This window comes from Vibrio diazotrophicus, from assembly GCF_038452265.1.
Taxonomy (GTDB): Bacteria; Pseudomonadota; Gammaproteobacteria; order Enterobacterales; family Vibrionaceae; genus Vibrio; species Vibrio diazotrophicus.
Genome location: NZ_CP151843.1, coordinates 159550 through 181391, shown reverse-complemented (window position 1 = coordinate 181391; position 21842 = coordinate 159550). Strand labels below are relative to the sequence as shown.

Below are 21842 nucleotides of genomic sequence, written 5' to 3'. Positions count from 1 at the left end.
AGTAGACTAACGTTTCCACTTTGCTAAGCGCTATTTCTTACGTTCTTAACGTCTCATGGTATAGTGAAAATGCTGCCCTTCCGAATTTAGGTTGACCACATCTCGAATGGTTTTATATCCACGTTTAGATATTTCGATCTCATAACCTTCTTCTTTAAAAGGAAGTTTCATCCCGTATCGATACTTAGGTTTGATATTCATTACCCTAATTGTTGCATTCTTCGGAGTGGTGGTAATGTTGAATTCAAACAGCATGTTGCGTGCATAGAATTTGGGGACGGTAAGTTCTTGGGAATGCCCTTCTTTAATCACAACTTTTCCTTTGTAGTACATCAAGTTTGTGTCTGAAGGAGTAACAAATACCGTGTGCTGCCCTACGGGTAAAGAGGCATCACCAAAGAGTCTGATGCTTCGTTGTGTTCCGTATAATGAGATCCAAGCATTTTTATGTTCTTGCTCAGGCTTATAATTCAATCTGCCTTTATGTGGCTTATTGGTTACAAGCTTGTATTTTTTGGCTTCTTCTAGTTCTTGAAGCTGTTTGAGACCGGGTAAGCTTGCTATTTGCGACCCGACCTCTCCATAAAACCCTTCTTTCAAAATTTCATAAAGCTTCGACTCAGCTTTAACAGGTAGAGCAGTCATCAATAAAGCAAAGGTTGAGATGAATCTAATCACTGAACACCTCCACTCCAAGGCCTGAAACATACTCTCCAAGTTCAGGGAACAGCTCGGTTAACTCATCCAAAATAAATAAAGTCATTTCTGGGTCTACGTCATTGTCGATAATAGAGAAGGCCAAGGCGTCTACCTCATCCTTATATTTTTCATAGATTTTCTGAGTCAATATTGATGCCGCCTCATATTGTGTCTCGGACTTAATCTCATCTCTAAGTGCATCCTCAAGTTCTTTGAGCAGCTTCTTCGTTTCGTCGGCTTTGGCTTTGTACTTGTTGTATTTCGCCTTATCAATTGCAGCGGAAAGATCTTTCTTGGCAGGCTTACCCTGTATCTGTGATACCAGTGATGAGATATTGGTTCGCGCAAGTGCGGTAAAGTATTTTTCGCGAGCATCCATTAAACTCTCCCCCTCAAATGATTTTAAACTTGGGAAAGCGTAATCGGTGATATTAGGATCAGGAATACTTCTTAATTCCCCGCTATCTACAACCTCTCCTTTTATCAATAATTTCCAATGGGCTTTAACGCCAAAGTAAAATGCTGAAATCGGAGTCCTTGAAACTTTCTTACCATTAAACACTTTGGTTAGTTGGCTCTTACTATCCTCAACTCTGTAACCCACAGGGTACGGGGCATCTGAGAGATCTTTGAAGTCATCACTCTCGAGTGAGCATACGTATTGAATATGGAGTACGGCTTGCTGTTTAGTCATAGAATCCGTCAAAGCATCAGATTCTTTAACAGCAAGGTAATCTTCGCCCACCACCAGTCTTGCTAGTGAATCTACTTGGCGATAGGTTTCACGTGAGAATATTTGCAAAGCACTTGTTGGAAATATATATAAATTTTCTCGGGCGGTTCTTAGTACAACATCCATCTTAGTGTCTGTATTTGTTCCGTCCGCTTTTTTCTGTGCATCGCGTTTGGCTAACTCTAATAGTTGCTTTTCAAACTCTTCTGGATAGAGCGCTCCATATTGCATAACCACGGACTCATTCTCACCACGAGTCAGGTGTTCCGCGACTACATGTAAAGTAGATAAACCCGCATCTTTAACCTTCTGTAATCCCGAAAAAATAGCGGGTTCAATACCGCGCGCTTTAATCGCTTTGGTGACTACGGCTAGCTTTTGGGCGCTAATAACATCAAGTCGTTTACGTCTCTCTTCAGACTCGCGCAACAACTTAAAAGAATGAAGTTTTCGTACCTTGTTTGCTTCTGCCCACTCTTCAAACTCAACATAGGACTTCTTTTGGTCTGCCTCCAACGCCTCGGCCCATTTGCCGTCGAGTTTTCGACTTCTGGTAAGCCAGAATGTTAAAAGCAGCAAAATAAGCATTCCTCCAAAATAATTTACCCAAATTAGAGGGTCTTTTACGTAAGGATGCTTTTTACTCAGAACTTTTCTGTCCGAATCATGAACTTTGTAAATATCAGTAAAATTGTAAGTGTAGAACCTTGGAACATGGAGGGCGGGTATCAAACGATTCTCAGAATAACCAAAAAGGACTTGCGTTGAACCATTGTTAATTTTGTAGGCAGCTTCAACATGGATTTGGTTTTGAGGAATGCCAAATCCTTTAATAATTATCCAAATGATACTCATGGTTAATGAGTATCCAAGCAATCTTCGACATTTTATTGTTTTTGTCTTTTCGGGGTTGTCTTTAGTCTTTTGCCTTAAAACTAGCCACACCAAGGCCAATGCTAATAAGATAAGTTTGAGCATGCAACAATCCTATGTCCGTCACTTAAATTTCGCTAAGCTTGCTCCTTTTTCAATGACTTAGCGAACCACATGAAGACACATTTAACATATTTACATTACGTAAAAAAGACTTTTGACTCATTTAACCATTTGATTAACTGATACTTTTAGCTTGATCAAGTTACGAGCGAAAGTACGCTTGTCTCTTCTCTTTGACAGAGTAGTATAGCCACTATCTAAATAACGCTGCAAAAGCTGGCCGCTATCATCTTCATTCAAGCAGGAGATCACAATGTTTGAACCCGTCGAATCTGTCGCTGATGAGTTACAAATAGCTATCTGTATACCTAAATTAGCTTCCCTAGAAAATGGGTATTCTATTGCAACAAATGAACTTACAGAGTCGACTTTATCTCACATCCGGCTTGACGCCCTATTTGTATCTGGTCTTTCTCTTAAACAACATTCTGAATTATCAAAAATTTGTCTGTTGCATCATGTTGAACTTGTTGTGTTCGATAATCCTAAAAAGGATTCAACAGTCATTAGAGACGTTGTTATTAATTTAACTAATAAATTGGCATCGAAAGAAATGCCAAATAATCTGGACTTAGCGGACATCCGAAGTTTGAATCAATCATCAGACTGTCTCTTCGCGTTTAATAGCAAAGAGACAGCAATAGATTTCATGAAATATCAGCAATTAGGCGCTGTGGTTGGTGGTATTTATCTTGCTCATGGGGATGTCGGCTTAGGTGAGTATGAATCGACGAATAACGCATTGCTGCATTACTTATCCGAGAAGGCTATTTTGTGTTCTAGTTTTCTCTCAGTTGGGGTTTCCGATTGCACAATCCTTCTCGGTATAAAAAAGCCCATTCAGGACAAACAATAATCACAACTGAAAAACCATAAATAGCTTAGATTTCATAATCACTGCCTATTTATTGTTGTAACTTTGATCCTAAATATATTCACTAAATCGATAAATATTATACTTCTTCAGAATGTCACCTACGTCATTGCTAGATGAGAAATTATTCCAGCATGATAACTGTTCATGGAGTTGAAAATGTTAATATCGATGCGAACTGTACTTTTATCTGCATTACTAGGGCTTTTAATTGGGTGTGCGACGAATCCATCCGTATCAACAGGTAGTAATCTCAGTCTGTCTGACTTAGCTATTGTTGATAACGGTAAGGCAAAGTTGGTTCTTTACAGAAACTGGCATTTTGTGAATGGTGGTGTGCCATCTGCTTTTTATATCAATGACGAAATGGTGTGCGAGTTCCGCTCAGGTTTATGTTCATTGGAACTTACACCGGGTGAATACAATATTTCTTTTGCATTGCCATCCATTACCATTAAAGAAGGTATTAAACCAAGTGAGAGTACCAACTCATTCGTAAGCCATATCAAAGCGGTGTTAAAGCCAAACACCTTATATAGTATTTATTCGGATGGTAAAGGTAGCCGAACTAGTGGATTAGTCACAGGTTTATCAAACGACGCTCTTGGTACTGAAGTGTACATGCCTAACGCAACGGCATTCGTACCAATCCTAAGTTATGAATTAGTATTGGAAAGGCAACTCAAAAAAGAAAAGCAGGATGAAATAAACCGCATTGAAGCAGAAAGGCTTGCCAAACTCAAAGAGTTGGAGGCCCAGAAGAAGGTTGAAGAACAAAGACACGAACGACAAAAAATTGAACAAGAAAAACGCATAAAAGCCGAGCAAGCCGCTAAGTTGCAAAAGGAAAAAGAAGAGGCAGAACGCCAAAGACTGGCGAAGATAGAAGCCTCTAAAACGCCTGAACAAAGAGCCCTCGAAAAGGCGTTGGTAGAGTGGAAAAGTGATCGAGCAAGTTTGCAAAAAAGCTTGGACGCCGAATATAAAAGCCTCAGGCGTGAATGGAGCAAACGTTGCCAAGATGTGTTAAATGACTTTTTTCAGGCTGACTTGGGCCCAGGAGAGCATATGTGCACTGCCTGCGACCGCTGTGATGACAGTAAAAGCAGTGCCCTTGAACGTTTAACAGAACAAAATGAAAGAAGAATGGCTCAATGGACTCGAGCCAATCCCAAGCCAACCCTTGAATCGGTAGCTATGAGTGCAAATGCAAAAGCGACAAGCGCATCTCCAAGTAACCATCCTTCATCGCTTCGAATAACAAAAATGTATTACAAAGATGCTTACGCAGAAACAACCATATCGATTCCCGCAGAGTTCTTTGGTAAATATGTTTTTACAAAAGAAGACACGCCAGGTTTCGATCAAACCTACATATTTAACAAAGACGGTACTGGCTCTTACAAGAGCAATCCAGAGGGTTATTACAAAACAAGAAAAATAACCCAATGGGGTGTTTTAGTTGAAAACAATGAGATCTTTAAAAAGAATGTGACCTATCGTTATTATGAGCAAAGAACGACAAGTGCCATGATTATTGTATTCCTATTGGAAGATGGTGAAGCAGGCACGAACGTGTTCTTTATTAATGATGGCCACCCCTCTGTCTTTGGTCCTTATGGAGCAGTCATACATAAGGTTGAACAGTGAAATATACGGGAGCTGTTTGTGTGTTCTTCCTATTCAAAGGCATAAACGAATAGACTTCCCCAAAGGTTATAGACCTGAGTTCTAGGACTGGTTTCCTTTATCACAAACTGACCCACTTTATCGAGCCAGCGGATATAAAGCTTCTCCATGCGTATTGTTTTCTAGAATAAAAGAAACAAGGCAACAACTTTCACTCAAATGCCCGTTGATGTGCATGTTAAGAAATAAAAAATGCCCCCAGATAACTGAGTTGTTGTCTAATTGAACACAGTCGCTGTCTGAGTCTTTGATTTTTTATAGAAAAATGATGTGCTTAACAAGTCATTCACTTGCAGATTGTAGAGCACGGCTATGCTGCTAGAATTGGAGTAGATAGTTAGCCCCCTTAGGACGGTTTTAATGAATATGACATTTTCATCCAAATTTTTGGGGCTCTTACTATTGAGCCTTGCGGTAAGAGCGGAAGAAGTGAAGATTTACACTTGGGAAGAGTATATATCGCCGGAGTTGATTGATGCGTATCAGAAGGAAACTGGCAACAGTATTGAGCTGGTATTTTTTGAAAACGAACTACTTCGAGATGAGGTTATCAACACTGGGCGTGGTAATATTTATGATTTGATTATCGTTGATAGCATCAATCTCCAGTCGATGTATCGGCTTGGAAAATTTCATTCATTAGCATCACCAACAATTACTCATCGCGAAAACCTAAACCACCAAGCAACGGTCAGTTGTGGGGAAGGTGGCAATCCTTACATGTGGGGTTCTATGGGTATTGTTTACCGTAATTCGCAAACCGATCGTGCAGTTACCAGTTGGATCGAACTGTTTAATCCACGGAGTGAACATAAAAACAAAATTACAATTCCACTTGATGATATAGACACCATAGCTGCGGCGTTATTGGCTTTGAACTATGATCCTTTTACTAGTGATCAACAGCAACTTAAGGAAGCGTTTGATCTGCTACAAAATGTTAAGCCACATATACTGGCTATGCGTAACACCGCCAGCTATACCCTAGAACATCAGCAGCAATCCGAAGTCAACATCGGGCTTGCCTATTCGGGTGAAGGCTATTTAATCAATGAACAAATGCAAGTTGAAGATTGGAGTTATGTGGTCCCCAAAGAAGGCACTTTGATTTGGCATGAATGCTTTGCCGCCCCGAAAGGACATCCCATTAAACAGGCAACAATTGAGTTTTTGAGCTTTATCAATCGCCCCGATATTTCAGCGATTAATGCTGAGTCTGTTTGGTATGCCACTTCCAACGATGCTGCAATAAAACTAACCAGTGATGAATACCAGCTTGACTCGGAGTTGTTTCCTGACCCAGAGGTGCTAGAGAGAAGTTACTTGTATCGCGAAATAGATGTTGAAGGAATGAAACTACGTAATCGTATGATTAGCGTTCTAAATCAGTGAGCACCGTAAGTGAAATTATCAAAACGTATAAACTTAATCATTCTACCTGTTCTCATTGCGATTTTTACTATTGCGGGTTTCGTGGCTTATTTATCACAAAAATCCATTGTAATTCAGGCCCTTCAAGACAAACTGCAATACCAAACAGGGCAAATCATTGACAACTTGAACACCGAGCTGATTGAGACAGATAGCTTACTTAAGCAATTTTTAAACAGTGTAGAAGTCGCAAACTATTTAACTCAGGAACGATCTAGTTACCAAAGCTACTCTGCAGAAGGCTACCTCACTCGATTTATTAGCAGTGTGAACAAAAGCACGGGAAAATCGATTCAGCTTAGAATTACCAACAGTTCGGGAGAACTGCTGTTTTATTTTGATAGCACAGACCCTTTTTCTGAAGCTGATGAAAGCAGTTTATTAGCGGCACACCTAAATTTTATTGATAGACAATTAAGCTCAGATTATTCATCGATAATAGAAACAACCAGTTACAGTATCGAAAAGATAAAGGGAGATCTTTATCAACTGAACGTGTTTAAAAGCTTCTCACCTGAAAAATCGATTTATGATACAAGTTATTCAAAGGACTCTCGACTATTTACCTCAGTCATGTCATTGCACTTTAATCTAAGTGAACGTTTTTTACCCAATATCCTGGCCAACTTTACGGACCGTTCAAAGCTTGAGCTAAATACCAAATTGAACGTTAGTACCCTGAACCGTCTTGAGGCAATTTCGTATTCCCAACCAGATTCCTTGGCTACATCGGCAGAAAACGGATTGGTCAGAGCCACAATCAAAGTATCTGAAACGTATATCGACACGCTATTGAATCCTTACAAAATAGCGATTTTCAGTTTAGTCATTAACGTTACGTTAGTGTGCTTTTACTTGTTAAGACTCTTAATCCAAAAGCAGATAATTCGGCCAATAGAGCACCTAACTCAACAGGTAGAAAAGGCTATTGATGGCGATGAACAAGCGTTAAAGAGAGTTCCTCATGATGATGAAGTCTCCTCACTGAATAACAACTACATTAAGTTGTTGGAAGACCTGAATTACCTTGCAAAGAGAGACCCACTAACCGGACTTGCTAACCGCAGCGTATTCAGTGCGGCATTAGTGCGTAATATCCAAGATGCGATGAATAATTCAACATTATGTGCACTATTTTTCATTGACCTCGATAACTTTAAAGAAGTCAATGACACTTATGGCCATTACATGGGTGATCGACTTCTGGTCGAGTTTTCTCAGCAGCTTAGTCAATGCTTCCGAAAGGAGGACTTAATCGTTCGCCCAAATACGTATAGCGACGTTGCTAGAATTGCTGGCGATGAATTTGCCGTTATCCTACCTCATCCACCTAACATCGACATCATTTCGAAGGTTGCACAACGCATTGTCGATATATGTAAAGACGGACTATGGGTAGATGGGCGACATCTTGAAGTAAATCTGAGTGTGGGAGTAGCGGTCTCACCGAATGATGCTACAGATGCTGATACACTTATGAGGTATGCAGATACAGCTATGTATCAAATAAAGCGAAGTGGCAAAAATGGCTTTCATTTTTATTCTGAATCACTTGAAGAAGAGATCTACTTCCATGCGAGCATTGAACAAGCCATACGCAATGCTTTAAGAGATGATAATTTCTATCTAAATTTTATGCCTATCTACGATAGCCAAACACTCGAAGTTATTGGTATAGAAGCGCTTATTAGAGCTAAAGAAAGTCTGCTAAAAGAAGTCGGGCCAGACCAATTTATTCCTATAGCTGAGTCAACAGGTTTAATTCGTTGTATTGATGAATGGGTTTTAAACAAATCTCTTGAATGTTTACGCGAATTAATCGATAAGCAGCAATACAGTGGCAAAATGTCGATCAATTTTTCTTCATGGCAGTTGAAAAATGACAACTTTGCTTCAAAAGTCGATGAATTACTGGATTTTCATAAAATCCCTCCACAGCAAGTAGAGTTGGAAATTACCGAAACGTGCTTAATCGCCGATGACAACAAAACTATAGACAGACTTGGAAAACTAAAAGGTCTGGGGATTTCACTATCATTAGATGACTTCGGGACTGGGTATACAGCCTTTTCTCAGCTCCAACACTATCCGGTTGATTGCTTGAAAATAGATCGCTCGTTTATTTACCGTCTATCGGAATCGACAACTAAGCATCGTCCATTAGTTGATATTATTTTGGAATTGGCCTCACTCTATCAACTTACCACGGTAGCTGAAGGGGTAGAGACTGAAGAGCAGTTCCAGTACGTAAAAAGACTAGGGTGTGATCAAGTACAGGGCTACTACTTTTCGAAACCCCTAGGCTGGAAGGAGTTAACGAATTTACTTGATAACCAGAAAAGAAACCGTGGACCTCAAAAAACTGAATCTTGAGATAAGTTTTCCAGTGATTGGAAAACTATCTCGCTACATAACACTTAAAGAAGAAATGACTTATGACTGACTTTCAATATTACTTTCATCAACTGCCTTGTTTTAACTGTAAAAAAACCACAGTAAGTACTGATCTTGGTTGGTTAACAGCTGCGATGAAAGAAGATGTTTTAGCGCAAGTGGCTGCAATCATCGAGCAAGGTGACGTTGAACCAGACCTCTCTGTAAACGTGACATGTACTAAAGACGAAGCTCGTGATTACTTATTGCTGAACTTTTACGGCTACTCTGAAGAAGAGCTGGAGAATCAAGTTGAAGAGGAAGACGAGCAAGAAGTAGCGGATGAAATCGCAGAGCTATCGGAAGAAAATACAGTCGTCTTTGAACACGAAATCGCACTACAAAGTTGTACTGATTGCGACGTTGAATAATCAAAGTCAGCGTGATTTTTACGCTTAAAGATGTAATAAAGGCGTTAGCAGATGCGAATTTGCTAACGCCTTTTTGCTTTCTGCGGGTTTTAATTAAACACGGCTTCTAGCAAGTAATAGGTTCAATTTCCCTTTCGCTGTTTTACTAACAGTTTGCATAAACTCAAAGCTTGGCTTTACGATTCCGGCTCGCTCTAAGTCTTCAACCATTCTAAGCCAGAGGTGGGCTGTCATTTGTGCATCGGCTAAGGCCCGGTGAAAAACGCCGTTGTTCTCGATGTTTTTATAGCGAACAAGCTCGCCAAGTTTGTGTGACGGTGCATCTGGAATCAGTCGTCTTGCCACCAGTAAAGAGCAAGCAAACTCTCCTGAATAACTGCAATTGATTCTCTCAAGTTCTGCGTCTAGAAAACGTTTATCGAACGAAGCGTTATGCGCTATCAGGTTTTCATCAGCAATAAACTCACTAAATGCTGCCATTACTTCGTCGCAGCTTGGAGCTGTGCGCAACATGTTGTTAGTGATACCAGTGTAACTTTCAATAAATGAGCTGACTCTGAAGCCGGGGTTCATGAGTTGCTGAAAACTATCAACTATCTCACCATCCACTAATTTAACCGCACCTATTTCAATGGCGCGGTCACCGAGATTGGGAGAAAGGCCCGTGGTTTCAAAGTCGAGTACGACCACAGAACTGGCTTGAGGCATGAGGTTTTCCGGCTAAAAAATTTGTACCAGAGTATCTTCGAAAGCGATTGAAAAAGAAAGGTAACGAGTTGGATACAACAAAAAAGGTTACCGATTGATTAACCGATAACCTTTAGAGTTGACTTAATTCGATGTGAATAAGCGTTGTTATTTGGCTAAAAGCTCGTTTCTCACAATCTCAGCACCGGCGCTGAGTGCGCTGAGTTTTTCACGTGCTACCTCGCGAGGTAGCGGAGCCATACCGCAGTTTGTGCATGGGTAAAGCTTATCGGCATCAACATATTTCAGTGCTTCACGAATTGTCGCTGCTACTGATTCAGGTGTTTCAATGCTGTTGGTTGCTACATCGATAGCACCGACCATCACTTTTTTACCGCGCACCAGTTCAAGCAGCTCCATTGGCACATGTGAGTTGTGGCACTCTAGAGAGATGATGTCGATATTCGATTTCTGCAGTTTAGGGAACACCTCTTCGTATTGACGCCATTCACTGCCTAGAGTCTTTTTCCAATCTGTATTGGCTTTGATCCCGTAACCATAACAAATATGCACTGCGGTTTCGCATTTCAGACCTTCGATTGCGCGTTCCAGCGCCTCGATACCCCAGTCATTAACTTCATCGAAGAAAACGTTGAACGCAGGTTCATCAAACTGAATGATGTCCACACCTGCCGCTTCAAGTTCTTTTGCTTCTTCATTAAGAATTTTGGCGAACTCAAGCGCTAGCTCTTTACGGGATTTATAGTGCGCATCGTACAGCGTATCAACCATGGTCATAGGCCCTGGAAGTGCCCATTTAATTGGCTTGTCTGTCTGTGAACGCAGGAATTTTGCATCTTCAACAAACACGGCTTTTTGTCGTGAAACAGGACCGACAACGCTTGGTACGCTAGCTTCATAACGGTCGCGAATTTTCACTGTCTGGCGGTTTTCAAAATCAACGCCATTTAAGTGTTCAATAAAGGTAGTCACAAAGTGCTGACGAGTCTGCTCGCCGTCGCTCACAATGTCTGTACCAGCGAGCAATTGTTCTTGGAGTGCGACACGCAGTGCATCGTGTTTACCGTCAATCAGCTCTTGTCCTTCTAGTTTCCAAGGAGACCAAAGTACTTCTGGTTGAGCTAGCCAAATAGGTTTCGGCAGGCTGCCTGCCGTCGATGTTGGGAATAATTTTGTCATAATGTTGGCTGTTCTTCTGTCTCGTTAAGGATTAAGCGTATTGAGCAGACCATTGCTCAAGAACCGACTGATAAGGTTTGATAAAGACTTCTTCAGCAAACTTACCCTGTTCAATGGCGAGTCGAGTGCGTTCTTCTCGGTCATACACAATGTCTGTTAATGTGTGCTCATTGCTCTTCAAATTCGGTTGATAACGCTCCCCTGCTACTGTGTTGGCAAAGTAGATTTCAGGGCGGTAAATCTTCTGGAATGTTTCCATTGTGCTGATGGTGCTGATCAGTTCCAAATTGGTGTAGTCGTTCAGCAGATCGCCAAAGAAGAAGAATGCAAATGGCGCTACGCTGTTCTTCGGCATGAAATAACGCACTTGTAAGCCCATTTTCTGGAAGTACTGTTCCGTTAATGACGACTCATTCGGCTCGTATTCAACACCAAGAACTGGGTGTTGGTTGTTGGTGCGGTTATACACTTTGCTGTCTGAAACGCTCAAACAAATCACCGGAGGTTTGGCGAAGTTTTGTTGGTAAGCCTCTGATTTGATGAAAGACTTAAATATGTTGCCATGCAACTCGCCAAAATCTTCTGGTACTGAGAATTGCGATTTGCCTTTGTTGTGGTCCAGTAAACGAACGCTAAAGTCGTAATCACGCACATAAGACGAGAAGTTATTACCGACTATGCCTTCAATACGTTGGTTCGTCTTGCGATCAACAACATAAGTCTTTAACACTTCAATAGATGGAATAGCTTCGTCTGCATTTTCCATTTTGATATCCGCAGAGATGATTTCCAGCTCTACCGAGTAACGATCGCCCGTTGGGTTATCCCAACACGCCAGTTCGTTAAAACGGCGGTCAATCATGTTTAATGCGTTGCGTAAGTTCTGCTGACGGTTTTCACCGCGCGCTAAGTTCGCAAAGTTAGTTGTGATACGTGTTTTGTCTGATGGACGATAATTCTCATCAAGACAGGTCTTTTTAATTGTGAACGTAAAATTCTGAGTCATGAGCGTTATCTTCAATGTGCTTTAGATGAAATCAAAATCATCTTTCGTTAAATCCATGACTTAGTTATAACTGGCGTGCTACAAGTTTAATAACGCTATTACTTAATGTTGATTGTGAGAAAAATTCATGATCGGATGGATAAGGCGAAAAATATTTGCTCAAGAGCTAATTTGGTCGGTTTACTTGTTTCATATCCCTTGGAATGTAACGATACTGAGAACCCTCAACTCTTCTGAATACTTCGCACTTATGTCTAGAAGCCAACGACTGTTTGATTTACTGCAAATACTCCGGTGTCATAAATACCCTGTTTCCGCTGAACATCTGGCTGAGCAACTGAATGTCAGTGTGCGCACCATTTACCGTGATATTGCGACCCTGCAAACACAAGGTGCTGAAATAGAAGGAGAATCGGGGCTTGGGTATGTATTGAAGCCAACATTTACACTGCCTCCGCTGATGTTTTCAATGGAAGAGTTAGAAGCTCTTTTATTAGGTGCTGATTGGATTTCCAAACAAGCAAATGGCGAGTTTAGCGAATCGGCTAAAAACGCCATTGCAAAAATCTCAGCCGTATTGCCCCCAGATCATAAGGTCAAACATAGCCAAGAAGTCATGCGTGTTGCATCAACTATTGAAGTGCCAGAATTGACCATTGATATGTCTAAGATCCGACAGGCAATCAAACACCAATACAAAGCCAATATTAACTACCTAGATTTGAAAGGGAACTCAAGCTCACGGGTAATCTGGCCAATATTGATTGGTATGTTTCAGCAACACTATGTGTTGGTCGCTTGGTGTGAAACAAGAAATGCGTTTCGCAATTTTCGGTTAGATAGAATTGAAGATTGGCAGACACTTGAACAAAAGTACCTACCGCATCGATCTGAGTTGCTAAAAAAATGGCAACAAGAAGAAGGGATTAGCCAGCCAAAATTACGCTACTGACAAAAACTGTCACTGGGGTTCATTACATTAACAGTCAAATCTTACTGTATGACCTTTGGAGCATGTATGTTTACATTTGATTCGTTTGTTTTGTATGTGGAAGATATTGAAACCAGTAAAGCCTTCTATAGCGATGTATTTGATTGTGAAGGACACGTTTTATCACCAACGTTTGTTTCTTTCCCATTGAAAATGGGTATCAATATTGAGCTGAAGCAGTTAGCTCAAGCCGACCCGATATCCAAGGTTACCGGTGGCGGAACGGAGCTCTCTCTGATAGTTAAAGACTCAGAGACATTGCACCATCTGTTTAACCAGTGGCAATCGAAGGGCGTTGAATTCCTCCAAACACCAACAAAGGTTGTCTTTGGCCTTAGCGCAGTTGCCGTTGACCCCGATGGTCACAGAATACGCCTGTTTGTACCTAATCAATAACGACCTGCTCTATACTGGTGATTAGGTTTATTAGCCGCTACCGCGAAGAGATCTTTCATCAAAAAGCTCAACGATTGAGTCAGCCAATCTGCGCTGACTCTTCATTACCGCAAGTCGAATCGAAACAGATGTTTTTCTACATCGCCGAGCATGTTTGAATATTCCGCCACTCAGGTCTCAGAGTGAGCTTACATCTGAGGCAGCTTTTCTTCTTCTCTTAACGTCAGGACTTCATAACCCGAACTTGTGACTAATACCGTATGTTCAGATTGAGCAGAAAGCTTCTTATCTCGGGTAACCACTGTCCAGCCGTCTTTCTTGGTCTTTATTTTCGCAGTACCCTGATTAACCATAGGTTCGATAGTGAATATCATCCCCTCTTTTAACGTGAGTCCACTATTTGGCAGGCCATAATGAAGCACTTGAGGTTCTTCATGCATTTCGCGACCTATTCCATGCCCACAGTATTCTCTTACAATGCTGTACCCATGAAACTCGGCATATCGTTGTATTGCATAGCCAATGTCACCAAGTTTGGCTCCAGGCTTAACCTGTTTAATCCCTTCCCACATAGCATTGTAAGTTGTGTTAACCAACTGAACCGCGAGTGGTGAGGCTGAAGGCATCACATACATTTTGCTTGAATCTGCAATGAATCCATTCTTTTCGAGAGTAATATCTAGGTTGATAATATCGCTACTTTTTAGGATCTCAGTCTCTTTTGGTACTCCGTGGCACACCACTTCGTTGATGGATGAATTTAAGACGTACTGATAGTCATACTGCCCTTTGCTTGCAGGACGAGCATTCAGTTCATTGACGATATATTGCTCAACTTTGTTATTGATATCCATCGTTGAAATGCCAGGTTGAACGTAGTCATCAAGCATTTTAAAAACCTGAGCAAGTAATCTTCCAGATTCTCGCATCAAAGCGATGTCTTGTTCTGATTTAATCAATACTTCCTTACGCATCAGTGTACTCTTCCGCCGTCGAAACATTTGAAGCAGAAACATTCGCTGATTGCATCAGATTCGCAATGATTTGATTGAATGAAAGTTGAGGGTGTAATTCGGCTAACATGCCCATTTTGATCCAAAACTCTGCTTGTGAATTAATTGAACGTGACATAACCGAACTTGCTTTGCGAAGTTCTTCATGAAGCTCATCTGAAATTTTAACAATGCCCATAAACATACACTTAATATATAAATCGTATACGTAGTGTAATTATTTTGGATGCTGTGTCAAATCTGAAGGATCTAAGCTAGATGTTCTTTTTAGAGCATGTTAGACGTTGACCTGCTTTTCCTTATAGCAGACTATGTTCTTAGTTTTATATAGATAGTTTCCTCTAAGGGCTTGTGTGGAAAAATGACAAACTCAATTAAAAATTTGTTCTTAGGCTATCTGGAACAACTAAAAGTTGTTGTTGAAAAAGTGCCGGAAGAGTTATTTGCGGATTCCCTAACGGAAGGTATGTTCTCCCTTGAGATGAATGCACAAATAGCCGCGAACTTTCTTTTAAGGGGGTATTGCCCTTTAATCGGAAAAGATGTGATTTCCTGTACGAGCTCTCAACTTGGGAAAGAGGAAGTTCTTCGTCTCATTTCAGACGTTCATATGTTATTAAATGAATTCCCAGAAGTGACGGAGCTCGACGATAGCGTGCTGCTTTCAGATTCTGCGGGCTTCAACAACATCAACCTTCCTCAAAGCCGTTTTATATTCAGTTATATAGTTCCGAACTACATGTTCCATGTCAGCATGGTATATGCAATAGCAAGGAAAGAAGGCGTTCCACTAAGCAAAGGGGATTTTGATGGTTTACATTCCTATCCGAATGGCTTTAGCTTCATTCGATAGGTTCGCACCTTAAATTGGCACTAAAGGAGAAAAGGATCATGTTCATCGCTGTATATGAGTTTGAAGTTAAAGAGGGAAGTGAAGCCGTATTTCGGGAATCATGGCTAGAGGTGACCAAAGCCATTTATCAGCATTGTGGTAGCTTTGGCTCTCGGCTTCATCAGTCGGATGTACCGAATGTTTTCGTCGGGTATGCACAATGGCCCAATAGAGAACAATGGGAAAAAGATCATGTTATCAGCGATGAACTCTATAAGGTCTCTCGTCAAAAAATGCATGATTGTCTGCTGAGTTCGAAGACGGCCTATAAGCTTGAAGTCTGTGATGATTACCTACAACCATTCCAAGCGCAGGCATAACCAATCTCGATAACTTAAAAGAACTATGATTTAAATCACCATTCAATTTCTATCGGCGTCCCAATTCTCACTAGGCTTAAAAACTCGTCCATCTCTTGGTTGGTTAAGGCGATACAACCATTTGTCCAGTCAAAGCTTTGAATGAATTGTGGGTCTCCATCATAGCCATCTTTTAAGCCGTGCACTTTTATTTCACCGCCGGGGTCAACGCCCTCGGCCTGTGCGCGCAATTTATCTCTTAGATTCGGATAACTGATACTCATCGAACGATAGAACTGACTACTTGGCATGATGTCATCCAAATAGTAGCGCCCTTCCGGTGTCCGCTGGTCACCTTCCTGCTGCTTATGTCCGCGCGGAGATTTCCCTAAAGCGATGCGATACTCTTTAATCACTTCGCCTTGGGATACGAGATACATACGGCGTTTGGACTTATCGACTTTGACCAAATCGACTTTCCCCACTTCAGTCTTGGACAAGTGAGCTTTAATTGACGGGCCACGTAACACATTGCCCTGAGCAAAGGCTGTGCAGCTTATCAGTAATGAAAGGAATGAAATCAGTAGTCGCTGCATGTTTGTCGTTAGGTTGAGTCAGTGTCTAATGTTGAGCGTGGGTCATTATTAACCAATGTAGTCCCACGTTTTTAGTTGTCATTCTCTATCAATGATAGCCAGACTTTGCTCAATCTATCGCAGTTTCTGTCAGTCGAAAAGCAAACAAACGCGGCGATGTTAACTCCAACTGACTAGCTTACTCTTTCTAAAAGCGCTAACACCTCAGCATGGTTGGTATGTGGGAACATATCAAACCACTGAACTTTCACCACTTTGTAGCTTGGTAAGTTCTTCACGTCTTCATTCATGGTGTGAGGATTACAGCTTGAGTAGACAATATGCTTTGGCGCAAGCGCTTCCAGTTGGTCCGTCAAACTGCTACCAAGGCCTCTGCGTGGCGGGTTAACCAATACCAAATCAGGCGCATCATTTTGAGAATGTGAAAACTGAGCGGAATCTAACGCGGCAAAACTCAGGTTATCGATACCCATCTCATGCGCAGATCGTTTTGCGCTGGCAATGGCTTCCGGCTCAATCTCGATACCAATCACTTCAGTCGTTGGTGTAGAACAATGCAGCGCAAATCCGCCAACACCACAGAACAGATCCCACATTTTGCTTGGCGAAATTTCTCTTACCCAATCTCTAGCCGTCGCGTATAGCGCCTGTGCGACTTTCGGGTTGGTCTGGAAAAAGCTCTTAGGTCGAATTACCAGTGGCACATCGTTGAAGCGCTCAATCAGATACTCTTGCTCGGTCAAAAAGATCTCTTCATCACCTTCCAAACGCGCCATGTGTACTGGCTGAATATTCACTGATACCACTTCTATAGCAGGAAAATCTTCAAGTAATCTAGGCAGATTGATGGTGATACGAGGCAACACCTCTTTACTACGCGCAACAAAACGCAACATGAACTTACCACCATGCTCACTGCGAGTTAGCAAGATGAATTTCAGTTCACCTTTCTTTTTGATTTTGTTGTACGGGGGAATACCGGAAGTGCGAATCCAGTTTTGCAGATACGCCAGTAAATCCTGCATATCTTGCGGATACAAAGGACAATGCGTTAAAGAAAGTGGCTCACCATTGAGCGTATTTTCGATACCCAAAATTGGCGCATGAGCTGCGCCAAGCACAACCATTTTTGCTTTATTTCTGAAGCGAGTTTCACTGCTAGTGACAGGCGACAACCACTGCTCTGAATTAAGCTCAGCCAACAGCGTTTTCAATTCGGCATCTTTTACAGAAACCTGTTGTTGATAAGGCTGAGCGCAGTTCGTGCAGGAAGTACATAGTTGCTGAGTAAAGAACTCGCATTGCATAGCAGTGGTCACCAAATTTCGAAAAGCGCTAGTCTATTCGCCTAGCGACAAATCGCCAAATAAATATTTCACCTAAATACTCATGTGTCGCCGCGAGGCAAACAAGCCTAGCCTAACGCAACAAATTCATGCTGTATTTCGGTTTATTTACCGCGCACTTTATGGATAACTTCCATAACCGCGACAACAATTAAACCTGCTGCCACACCAATGGCTCCATTCAGTAACGTTGGAACCAGCGCATTAACTAAAGTGAGGTCAGGCAGTTTCATAATAATAGGCTCAACCCAATGATGAATAAACGGCACGTTGTGCACAACGATACCGCCACCGACTAAAAACATCGCGGCAGTGCCAACCACAGTCAGACCTTTCATCAGTTTAGGCGCGAAAGCAACCAGCACACCACCCAGCTTTGCCATTAACCCTTCGCCTTTGGATTTTCTCTCAAGATAAAAACCGAGATCATCCAGCTTTACAATGCCAGCCACCAAACCATAAACTCCGGCGGTCATGACCATCGCAATTAAACTCACGACGATAATTTGCGTCATCATTTCTTTGCCTTGAACCGTGCCCAAAGCAATCACAATAATTTCAGCAGACAGAATAAAGTCGGTACGAATCGCGCCACTGATTTTGCTTTTTTCATACTCTTCAATGCTTACTTGTTGCAACTCCGCCATCGCCTCTTCTGGTTCTTTCTTTGGCGTGGAGTGAAACAGTTTCTCCAGCACTTTTTCTGCGCCTTCAAAGCAAAGAAACAAACCACCGAGCAGCAGTAAAGGCATAATCAGCCAAGGAACAAATGAACTGATCACCAATGCAGCAGGTACTAAGATCAGTTTGTTACGAAATGACCCTTTCGCCACCGACCATACCACTGGGATTTCGCGCTCTGCGGCTACACCAGACACTTGTTGAGCATTCAGTGCTAAGTCATCCCCCAGCACACCTGCGGTTTTCTTTGCTGCCACTTTCGACATCACAGCAACATCGTCGAGTACGGTTGCGATGTCGTCTAATAAAGTGAGTAAGCTAGCTCCAGCCATATGACATTCTCTTTTTGGGTTTGTATAAAACAAGAGGTAACATAGCAGCCTGTCAGAAATGATGAAACATCTTTAATAACGCTCATCCCATGGCATGAGAATAATTATTCCAAGGAAAGTAATGAACAATTCACAAGCTTACCCAATCGGAACCCCTGGTCAAAAATGGGGAGAGGCTGAACGCCTACAATGGCGAGCGACAACAACCATCAAACGCGAATATCAGCAAGAAGTTGTGCCCAAAATTAAAGCGTTAGAAAACGAATTTGTTGTGGAGCAATACGGTGCTTTGTCTTATGACAAAGAGCGCTACCCGCTGTTCTCAATCAAAAGCAAAAACTGGCAAGCGAACAAACCAACCGTGTTGATTACTGGCGGTGTTCACGGCTACGAAACTAGCGGTGTACATGGCGCACTTAAGTTTATGGCAAACGAAGCTAAACGCTACAAGCAGCACTTCAATATTATTGCTGCGCCTTGCGTCAGCCCTTGGGGATACGAAACCATCAACCGCTGGAACCCTAATGCGATTGATCCAAACCGTTCGTTCTATGCTGACAGCCCAGCAGAAGAGTCAGCAAACCTAATGGCATTGGTAGCAAGCCTGCCTCAAGAAGTTTTAGTTCATATTGATTTGCATGAAACAACAGACACAGATGAAACCGAGTTTCGCCCTGCTTTAGCCGCTCGCGATGGCATCGACTACGAAGCCGACAGCATTCCAGACGGTTTTTACACCGTTGGCGACACTGAATTGCCTCAGCTGGAATTCCAAGCGGCAGTTATTGAATCTGTTGCGAAAGTAACACACATTGCGCCAGCAGACGCGAACGGACAGATCATCGGTTCAGATGTGGTTCAACATGGTGTGATTCTTTACCCAATGAAGAAGCTTGGCCTATGTGGTGGTGTAACAAATTGCCAATACGGCACTACAACGGAAGTCTACCCTGATAGCCCGAAAGTCACTGATGAAGAATGTAACGATGCTCAGGTTGCTGCAGTAGTTGGTGCTCTGGACTATGTGATCCGTCAGCTAGCTAACCAATAACCGTACATCTTATATCACTCTCGCCAATGTATAGCGTATTTTAAATTGACCTATGCTTGGCGATTGGTGAGACTAGCAGGATAAATCAATAAGTAACGTCAGAGGCCTTTATGATTATCCTGCACCATCTCGTTCAATCTCGCTCTAATCGCATTGCGTGGTTATTAGAAGCGTTAAATCTTCCTTACGAAATTAAAGTTTATCAGCGCGACCCTAAAACCTACGGCGCGCCAGAGTCACTCAAGCAAATCGACCCGCTGGGTAAATCGCCGGTTATTACCGATGGCGAACTGGTAATTGCTGAATCTGGCGCAATCATTGAATATCTGATTGATACCTACGACACCGAGCAACAGTTCAGACCTAAAGATCCCAAAGCTCTGTTAGATTACCGTTACTGGTTGCACTTTGCTGAAGGCTCAATGATGCCTTTGTTGGTAATGCGACTGGTTTTATCAAAAGCGGTCGATAAACCAATGCCGTTCTTTATTAAACCTGTGATTAAAAAGTTTGTGCAGGCGTTAAACCAATACTTCATTGACCCAAGAATAATTCCTCAACTCAAGTTGGTGGATAAGCATCTTTCTAATAACAAATGGTTTGCTGGTGATGAACTTTCTGGCGCAGATTTCCAGATGGTACTAGCTCTGCAACTTGCCACTGCACGTTGTGACATGTCTCCTTACCACCACATTAAGAAGTACATAGAGCAAGTTGAAAAAGTAGAAAGCTATCAAAAAGCGATGAAAAAGCTCAGCGAATAGCCAGTTACAACAAACGGTTTTTATACTGCTCCGGCGTCTGTCCGGAGTATTTTTCACATCATGGTTGATTGTTTAAATCACATAAAGATTTAATCCATCCTCAAAATAGACAAAAAGCTGGCTCCCCTGCGACAAGTCCTTTGGGTCGAAAGTTCTTATCAAGGAGCCAGCTTTTTAGTTCCGCGCATATCTTATTTTGTTCAGATTATTCAGCGATTTTTTCCAGCACTCGAATGAGCATTTTGATGCGAGGCTCTATGGATTCAAGTAGCAGATACTCTTTGTCGCTATGGAATCCTGCGCCAATAGGTCCAAAACCATCGAGGGTCGGAATTCCAAGTATGGCTGTATGATTGGCGTCAGAACCACCACCCGCTTCTTTCCAGTTAATGTCGATAGACAGCTCTTGAGCCGCTTTCTCTACTAGCGCCATCAACGGCTCCGTTTTCGGACCATGGATCATTGAAGGTTTATAAGCTTCGCGTTCCAAGTTAATCGTTACGCCGTCAGTGAAAGGCATTTCAACCAACCCATTCAGTTTTTGATCGATCTCTTGATACTCTTCGTTGTTCCAAAAACGTATGTCGACAATCGCTTCAGCATGTTCAGATACGACATTCGCCCCCGAGCCACCAGAGACAATACCAACGTTCAATGTGGTGCCTGAATGGAAATTGGTCATTGCGTTAACCGCTAAAATCCAATGAGCCATTTCGGTGATAGCACTACGACCATTTTCAGGTTCATTACCTGCGTGCGCTGCAACACCTTTAAACGAAATTTTGTAGCGAGCCATCCCTTTGCGAGCTTTCACTAACCCGCCATCTGCTCTTGCCGCTTCCAAAACCAGTACATTTTTAGCCAGTTTTGCGACCGATTGGATCCACTCAACAGAATCCAATGAGCCTTTCTCTTCATCGGGATTCATACAAATACCGATGGACAGCTTACTCAACACTTCTGAATCCAAATTGCGCAAAGCATAAACCATGTTAAGAAGCCCAGATTTCATGTCTGAAACACCCGGACCATACGCTTTTTCGGCGTCTATTGACATAGGGCGCTGCGCTGCGGTACCAACGGGAAAAACCGTATCCATGTGACCAACAAGTAGCACATCGATCTGCTCTAAATCTGGCTTATTGCGAATCTCTAAACCAACGCCAGCTCTACCACATTCAATTCGTTTAATGTGCCAATTGGACATAGCATTAAACTTTTCCTCAAATTGTGAAGCAACGAACTCAATACCTGCTGTTGTATAAGTTCCGCAATCAACGTTAATTAACGGACGTAACTCTTCAAGATATTCTTCAATAGAAAACTTCATCTTAACTCCTAGATACTTATAGCACCGTCTTT

The 21842-nt window shown here is 42.0% G+C and carries 22 protein-coding genes; 11 read left to right on the top strand and 11 right to left on the bottom strand.

What is annotated here, in order from left to right:
- Positions 1-45 precede the first annotated feature (45 nt).
- On the bottom strand, positions 46-678 hold the full coding sequence (locus tag AAGA51_RS16165) for a hypothetical protein (RefSeq protein ID WP_042481313.1): 633 nt from the start codon (positions 676-678) through the stop codon (positions 46-48).
- The gene (locus AAGA51_RS16160; protein WP_042481315.1) at positions 671-2410 is read right to left on the bottom strand and encodes a hypothetical protein; all 1740 of its coding nucleotides are present in this window, start codon (positions 2408-2410) and stop codon (positions 671-673) included. The genes AAGA51_RS16165 and AAGA51_RS16160 overlap by 8 nt, the downstream gene beginning before the upstream one ends.
- A gap of 271 nt (positions 2411-2681) precedes the next feature.
- On the opposite strand from AAGA51_RS16160, the gene AAGA51_RS16155 reads away from it, so the two are divergent.
- From AAGA51_RS16155 to AAGA51_RS16135, 5 genes are all read left to right on the top strand, one after another.
- Positions 2682-3284 (top strand): hypothetical protein, encoded by a 603-nt coding sequence (locus tag AAGA51_RS16155; protein ID WP_042481318.1) that lies wholly within the window; start codon positions 2682-2684, stop codon positions 3282-3284.
- Between the two features lie 177 nt (positions 3285-3461).
- A complete protein-coding gene (locus AAGA51_RS16150; protein ID WP_042481322.1) occupies positions 3462-4952 on the top strand; it encodes a cell envelope integrity protein TolA in 1491 nt (496 codons plus the stop codon).
- Positions 4953-5351: 399 nt separating this feature from the next.
- On the top strand, positions 5352-6383 hold the full coding sequence (locus AAGA51_RS16145) for an ABC transporter substrate-binding protein (protein WP_042481324.1): 1032 nt from the start codon (positions 5352-5354) through the stop codon (positions 6381-6383).
- A gap of 9 nt (positions 6384-6392) precedes the next feature.
- Positions 6393-8795, top strand: coding sequence for a putative bifunctional diguanylate cyclase/phosphodiesterase (locus AAGA51_RS16140; RefSeq protein ID WP_052404549.1), 2403 nt, complete (start codon positions 6393-6395; stop codon positions 8793-8795).
- 62 nt (positions 8796-8857) lie between these two features.
- Entirely contained in the window at positions 8858-9226 is a 369-nt protein-coding gene (locus tag AAGA51_RS16135; protein WP_042481327.1) for a hypothetical protein, read from the top strand.
- A gap of 93 nt (positions 9227-9319) precedes the next feature.
- Here AAGA51_RS16135 and AAGA51_RS16130 read toward each other — a convergent pair whose 3' ends face one another.
- The 3 genes from AAGA51_RS16130 to AAGA51_RS16120 all read right to left on the bottom strand — a co-directional run bounded on the left by AAGA51_RS16130 (position 9320) and on the right by AAGA51_RS16120 (position 12119).
- Entirely contained in the window at positions 9320-9934 is a 615-nt protein-coding gene (locus AAGA51_RS16130) for a 3'-5' exonuclease (protein WP_042481331.1), read from the bottom strand.
- A 147-nt stretch (positions 9935-10081) separates the two neighbouring features.
- Positions 10082-11113 carry a methionine synthase gene (locus tag AAGA51_RS16125; protein ID WP_042481334.1) on the bottom strand — a complete coding sequence of 344 codons (1032 nt, stop codon included), beginning with the start codon at positions 11111-11113 and terminating at the stop codon, positions 10082-10084.
- A gap of 31 nt (positions 11114-11144) precedes the next feature.
- Positions 11145-12119 carry a DUF1852 domain-containing protein gene (locus AAGA51_RS16120; RefSeq protein ID WP_042481337.1) on the bottom strand — a complete coding sequence of 325 codons (975 nt, stop codon included), beginning with the start codon at positions 12117-12119 and terminating at the stop codon, positions 11145-11147.
- Positions 12120-12369: 250 nt separating this feature from the next.
- Between AAGA51_RS16120 and AAGA51_RS16115 the strand changes: the two genes are divergently transcribed.
- Positions 12370-13071, top strand: coding sequence for a helix-turn-helix transcriptional regulator (locus AAGA51_RS16115; protein ID WP_042481610.1), 702 nt, complete (start codon positions 12370-12372; stop codon positions 13069-13071).
- 66 nt (positions 13072-13137) lie between these two features.
- Positions 13138-13506: a VOC family protein gene (locus AAGA51_RS16110; protein ID WP_042481340.1), complete on the top strand. Its 369-nt coding sequence runs from the start codon at positions 13138-13140 to the stop codon at positions 13504-13506.
- A 188-nt stretch (positions 13507-13694) separates the two neighbouring features.
- Here AAGA51_RS16110 and map read toward each other — a convergent pair whose 3' ends face one another.
- Together map and AAGA51_RS16100 are read right to left on the bottom strand one after the other, a co-directional pair.
- The gene (map, locus tag AAGA51_RS16105; protein WP_042481343.1) at positions 13695-14480 is read right to left on the bottom strand and encodes a type I methionyl aminopeptidase; all 786 of its coding nucleotides are present in this window, start codon (positions 14478-14480) and stop codon (positions 13695-13697) included.
- Entirely contained in the window at positions 14473-14697 is a 225-nt protein-coding gene (locus tag AAGA51_RS16100) for a ParD-like family protein (RefSeq protein WP_042481345.1), read from the bottom strand. The genes map and AAGA51_RS16100 overlap by 8 nt, the downstream gene beginning before the upstream one ends.
- Positions 14698-14880: 183 nt before the next feature.
- Here AAGA51_RS16100 and AAGA51_RS16095 point away from each other — a divergent pair, with 183 nt between their 5' ends.
- Positions 14881-15372 carry a DUF1993 family protein gene (locus AAGA51_RS16095; protein WP_042481347.1) on the top strand — a complete coding sequence of 164 codons (492 nt, stop codon included), beginning with the start codon at positions 14881-14883 and terminating at the stop codon, positions 15370-15372.
- Between the two features lie 38 nt (positions 15373-15410).
- Positions 15411-15731, top strand: a complete 321-nt coding sequence (locus AAGA51_RS16090) for an antibiotic biosynthesis monooxygenase family protein (RefSeq protein ID WP_042481350.1) — start codon at positions 15411-15413, stop codon at positions 15729-15731.
- A 35-nt stretch (positions 15732-15766) separates the two neighbouring features.
- Here AAGA51_RS16090 and AAGA51_RS16085 read toward each other — a convergent pair whose 3' ends face one another.
- From AAGA51_RS16085 to AAGA51_RS16075, 3 genes are all read right to left on the bottom strand, one after another.
- Complete coding sequence (locus AAGA51_RS16085; RefSeq protein ID WP_081878651.1) at positions 15767-16306, bottom strand: L,D-transpeptidase family protein; 540 nt, start codon at positions 16304-16306, stop codon at positions 15767-15769.
- A 173-nt stretch (positions 16307-16479) separates the two neighbouring features.
- Positions 16480-17613, bottom strand: coding sequence for a 23S rRNA (uracil(747)-C(5))-methyltransferase RlmC (gene rlmC / locus AAGA51_RS16080; RefSeq protein WP_042481354.1), 1134 nt, complete (start codon positions 17611-17613; stop codon positions 16480-16482).
- A 143-nt stretch (positions 17614-17756) separates the two neighbouring features.
- The gene (locus tag AAGA51_RS16075; protein ID WP_042481357.1) at positions 17757-18665 is read right to left on the bottom strand and encodes a DUF808 domain-containing protein; all 909 of its coding nucleotides are present in this window, start codon (positions 18663-18665) and stop codon (positions 17757-17759) included.
- A 121-nt stretch (positions 18666-18786) separates the two neighbouring features.
- Here AAGA51_RS16075 and AAGA51_RS16070 point away from each other — a divergent pair, with 121 nt between their 5' ends.
- Together AAGA51_RS16070 and AAGA51_RS16065 are read left to right on the top strand one after the other, a co-directional pair.
- Positions 18787-19716, top strand: coding sequence for a M14 family metallopeptidase (locus AAGA51_RS16070; RefSeq protein ID WP_042481360.1), 930 nt, complete (start codon positions 18787-18789; stop codon positions 19714-19716).
- Positions 19717-19826: 110 nt separating this feature from the next.
- Complete coding sequence (locus AAGA51_RS16065) at positions 19827-20480, top strand: glutathione S-transferase family protein (protein WP_042481365.1); 654 nt, start codon at positions 19827-19829, stop codon at positions 20478-20480.
- A gap of 205 nt (positions 20481-20685) precedes the next feature.
- Here the strand turns inward: AAGA51_RS16065 and AAGA51_RS16060 are convergent, their stop codons facing one another.
- Entirely contained in the window at positions 20686-21810 is a 1125-nt protein-coding gene (locus tag AAGA51_RS16060; RefSeq protein WP_042481367.1) for a M20 family metallopeptidase, read from the bottom strand.
- Positions 21811-21842: the final 32 nt, after the last annotated feature.